Source organism: Inquilinus sp. (genome assembly GCF_057815775.1).
In genome coordinates, this window is sequence record NZ_JBYRFX010000445.1 from 1 (window position 1) to 4232 (window position 4232).

Consider the following 4232-nt stretch of genomic DNA (forward strand, 5'->3'; position numbering starts at 1 on the left):
AACGGCGGGGCCGGGGCCGACGGGCTCTACGGCAACGAAGGCGCCGACACGCTGAATGGCGGCGACGGCAACGACCGGCTGGTCGGCGGCAATGGCGCCGACGTGCTCAATGGCGGCGCCGGGACGGACTGGGCCTATTACCACACCAGTTCCGCCGGCGTGACCGTCAACCTGGCCACCAACACCGGCAGCGGCGGCGAAGCCCAGGGCGACACCTACATCAGCATCGAGAACGTCTACGGCTCGGCCTTCAACGACACGCTGACCGGCAACAACCTGACCAACGTGCTGCTCGGCAACACCGGCCAGGACACCCTGACCGGCGGCGGCGCCAACGACTATTTCCTCTATCAGTCGGTCAGCGACAGCACCGTGGCGGCACCGGACACCATCACCGACTTCTCGCACACCCAGGGCGACAAGATCGACCTGCGGCCGATCGATGCCGACGGCAACAGCGCCAACGGCGACACCGCCTTCACCTTCACCAGCGGCGGCGTCTTCACCGGCATCGGGCATGAGGTGATCGTCCAGGCGGGCGACGGCGGCGTATATATGGCGCTGGCCGACGTCAATGGCGACGGCGTGGCCGATTTGGCCATCACCGTCCACTCCACCACCGCGTTGGTGGCCGCCGACTTCCTGCTGTAGCCGGGTCTGGCAAGGGATCGGTCCGGTTCAGAAAAGATTCATATTCTGGACCGGACCGCGCCGGACAATTGAAACCAAACTGCCGGAATAGAAGCACTCGTGACCATTTTATTAAGTTTATCAAATGGAGAATCACGGACCATATCTATATGTTGTTCCCAATCGGCGCTTCGTTTATACGGACGGTAGACGACCGCTGAAGGATTGACGGGCCCATGGAACAGGTGACGCATTTTCGCACCATCTGGATCTCCGACGTCCATCTCGGCACCAGGGCCTGCAACGCCAACCTCCTCCTCGATTTTCTGAAGCACACCGAATCCGATACGCTGTATCTGGTCGGCGACATCGTCGATGGCTGGCGGCTGAAGAAAAGCTGGTACTGGCCGCAGCAGCACAACGACGTGATCCAGAAGCTGCTGCGCAAGGCGCGCAAGGGCACGCGGGTGCTGTACATCCCCGGCAACCATGACGAGGCCGCCCGGCAATTCGTCGGCCAGAGCTTCGGCGACGTCGACGTGCACGAGGACTGGGTGCACGAGACCGCGGATGGCCGCCGCCTGCTGGTGATCCATGGCGACCAGTTCGACGTCGTCGTCAAATACGCCAAGTGGCTGGCCCATGTCGGCGACAAGGCCTACGAACTGCTCCTGCATCTCAACACGGCGCTGAACATGGCGCGCCGCCGTCTCGGCTTCTCCTACTGGTCGCTCTCGGCCTATATGAAGCAGCGGGCGAAGAAGGCGGTCGAATTCGTCGGCCGGTTCGAGGTCGCGCTGGCCGAGGAAGCCCGGCGGCGCGGTGTGGACGGGGTCGTCTGCGGCCATATCCACACGGCCGAGATGAAGGATATGCAGGGCATGACCTATCTGAACGACGGCGACTGGGTCGAGAGCTGCACCGCCCTGGTGGAGCATGCGGATGGCCGGCTGGAGATCCTGCACTGGGCGGCCGTGGTCGCGGCCCGCGATGCGGCGGCGGCGCAGCAGGACCTGAAGCCCCGGCACGCCGCTTGAGTCACCCCGACACCGGATCAGAGGACAGGACGGCGATGGTGATGACGCCGACGGCCGGCGGCACCGCCTGATGCGCATCCTGATCGTCAGCGACGCCTGGCTGCCCCAGGTCAACGGGGTCGTGCGCACCATCGAATCGACACGCGACGAGCTGCGCCGGCGTGGCCATGTGGTCGAGGTGGTGGGGCCCGACCGCTTCGCCTCGATCCCCTGCCCGACCTATCCCGAGATCCGGCTGGCGATCGGCCAGGGCCGCCGCATGGCCCGGCTGATCGACGAATTCGACCCCGACGCCATCCACGTCTCGACCGAAGGACCGCTGGGCTGGGCGGCGCGGCGCTACTGCATCCGCCGGCGCCTGTCCTTCACCACCTCGTTCCACACCCAGTTCCCGGAATACGTCCAGCTGCGCACCGGCATGCCGCTGGGATCGACCTATGCGCTGCTGCGGCATTTTCACCGCGCCGCCAGCGCCGTGATGGTGGCGACCGACACGCTGGAGCGGAACCTGGCGAGCCGCGGCTTCCGCCGCCTGGCGCGCTGGAGCCGCGGCGTCGACACCCAGCGGTTCCAGCCGGCCCAGCGGCCGGCCCGGGCGCTGGACCGCGCCCGGCCGCAGCACCTCTATGTCGGCCGGGTCGCGGTGGAGAAGAACCTCGACGCCTTCCTGTCGCTGCCGCTGGACGGCGAGAAGGTGGTGGTCGGCGGCGGCCCGTCGCTGCAGGCGTTCCAGGCCCGCTACCCCGGCGTCACCTTCACCGGCTCGAAGGATGGGCAGGAGCTGGTCGACGCCTATGCCGCGGCGGATGTCTTCGTCTTCCCGTCGCGCACCGACACCTTCGGCCTGGTGATGCTGGAGGCGCTGGCCTGCGGCGTGCCGGTGGCGGCCTATCCGGTGCAGGGGCCGGCCGACGTGATCGGCGACGCACCCGTCGGGCGGCTGGACGAGGATCTGGGTCGCGCCATCGCCGAGGCGCTGAAAGTTTCATCGGAGGATTGCCGTTCTTTCGCGCTGCGTTATTCCTGGGAGGCATGTACAGATCAGTTCCTGACCCATTTGCACCCGTTCCGATGAATCACACCCAGTTTGGCGGCCGATGATCTACGCGCTGTATCGCAGGCTGACCGATGCCGCCGGCCCTTTCGTGCCCTTGCTGCTGGCGCGGCGCACCGCTGCCGGCCGCGAGGATCCCGCCCGCCGCGGCGAGCGACTCGGGCATGCCAGCCTGCCGCGCCCGGCCGGCCCGCTGATCTGGGTCCATGCCGCCAGCGTCGGCGAGGTGCTGTCGGTCCAGGTGCTGGTCCGGCGCCTGCTGGAGCGTGATCCCCGAATCTCGGTGCTGGTCACCACCGGCACCGTGACCTCGGCCCGGCTGGTGGCCGAGCGGCTGCCCGAGCGTGCCGTGCACCAGTTCGCCGTCATGGACCGCATGGCCTATGTCCGCCGCTTCCTCGACCATTGGAAGCCGGACCTGGCGATCTGGGTCGAATCCGAGATCTGGCCGAACATGCTGACCGAGATGGAGACGCGCGGCCTGCCGATCGCCCTGGTCAACGCCCGGATGTCGGAGCGGTCGTTCCGGCGCTGGCGCCGGCTGCCGCGGCTGATCCGCCGCCTGCTGGGCATCTTCCGCGTCATCCTGCCCTGGGACGAGCGGTCGGCCCGCAATTTCCGCGCCCTGGGCGCGCGCGGCGTCGGCACGGTCGGCAACCTCAAATTCTCCTCCGACCCGCCGGAGGCCGACCTCGAGGAGCTGGCGGCGATGCGCGCCGCGGTCGGCCGCCGCCCGGTCTGGCTGGCGGCCAGCACCCATGCCGGCGAGGAAGAGCAGATCATCGAGGCGCACAAGGCGCTGGCGGCGAAGCGGCCCGGCCTGCTGACCATCCTGGCAGCGCGGCACCCCGACCGCGGGCCTGAGATCGCGGCGATGGTCACGGCGGCCGGCCTGCGCGGCAGCCGGCGCAGCGAGACGCCGCTGCCCGGCGCCGACACCGACATCCTGGTCGCCGACACCATCGGCGAGATGGGCATCTGGCTGCGGGTCTGCCCGATCGCCTTCATCGGCGGATCGCTGGTGCCGTTCGGCGGGCACAACCCGATCGAGGCGGCGCAGCTGGGCGCCGCCCTGGTCTATGGCCCGCACATGACCAACTTCCCCGATATCACGGCCCAGCTGGCCCAGGCCCGCGGCGCGATGCCGGTGGGCGACGCCGCGGCGCTGACCGCGGCCGTGACCCGGCTGCTGGACGACGCGCCGGAGCGCCGCCGCATGGCCCGCGCCGCCGCTGCCGTGGCCCAGCGCAACCGTGGCGTGGTCTCCACCGTGATGGCGACGCTGGAGCCGCTGATCACCCCGATCCTGGCATGAGGACCGGCGGGGCATGAAGACCCCCGGCTTCTGGTATCGCCCGGAAGCCACGGCGGCGGCCCGGCTGCTGGCGCCCGCCGGCGCCCTGTACGACGCCGCGTCGCGGCTGCGCCGGGCGTGGGTGACGCCACAGCGGGCGCCGGTGCCGGTGATCTGCATCGGCAACCTGGTGGCGGGCGGCGCCGGGCCAGGGCCA

General features: G+C 69.2%; 5 protein-coding genes. All 5 read left to right on the forward strand.

Annotation, left to right across the window (positions count from 1 at the left end; genetic code table 11):
* Positions 1-651 (forward strand): calcium-binding protein (locus tag AC3XYG_RS15820; RefSeq protein WP_489140805.1); only part of this gene is annotated, 651 nt, incomplete at its 5' end.
* Positions 652-866: 215 nt separating this feature from the next.
* Positions 867-1667 carry a UDP-2,3-diacylglucosamine diphosphatase gene (locus tag AC3XYG_RS15825; RefSeq protein ID WP_489140806.1) on the forward strand — a complete coding sequence of 267 codons (801 nt, stop codon included), beginning with the start codon at positions 867-869 and terminating at the stop codon, positions 1665-1667.
* A gap of 70 nt (positions 1668-1737) precedes the next feature.
* The gene (locus AC3XYG_RS15830) at positions 1738-2742 is read left to right on the forward strand and encodes a glycosyltransferase family 4 protein (protein WP_489140807.1); all 1005 of its coding nucleotides are present in this window, start codon (positions 1738-1740) and stop codon (positions 2740-2742) included.
* Positions 2743-2764: 22 nt separating this feature from the next.
* Positions 2765-4036: a 3-deoxy-D-manno-octulosonic acid transferase gene (locus AC3XYG_RS15835; protein WP_489140808.1), complete on the forward strand. Its 1272-nt coding sequence runs from the start codon at positions 2765-2767 to the stop codon at positions 4034-4036.
* 13 nt (positions 4037-4049) lie between these two features.
* Positions 4050-4232, forward strand: a 183-nt coding sequence (locus AC3XYG_RS15840; protein ID WP_489140809.1) for a tetraacyldisaccharide 4'-kinase, incomplete at its 3' end; no start/stop codon positions are given.

Excerpts from the sequence above, each read along its gene's own strand:
- AC3XYG_RS15825 (WP_489140806.1), top strand. The coding sequence starts at position 867 with ATGGAACAGGTGACGCATTTTCGCACCATCTGGATCTCCGACGTCCAT.
- AC3XYG_RS15830 (WP_489140807.1), top strand. The coding sequence starts at position 1,738 with ATGCGCATCCTGATCGTCAGCGACGCCTGGCTGCCCCAGGTCAACGGG.
- AC3XYG_RS15835 (WP_489140808.1), top strand. The coding sequence starts at position 2,765 with ATGATCTACGCGCTGTATCGCAGGCTGACCGATGCCGCCGGCCCTTTC.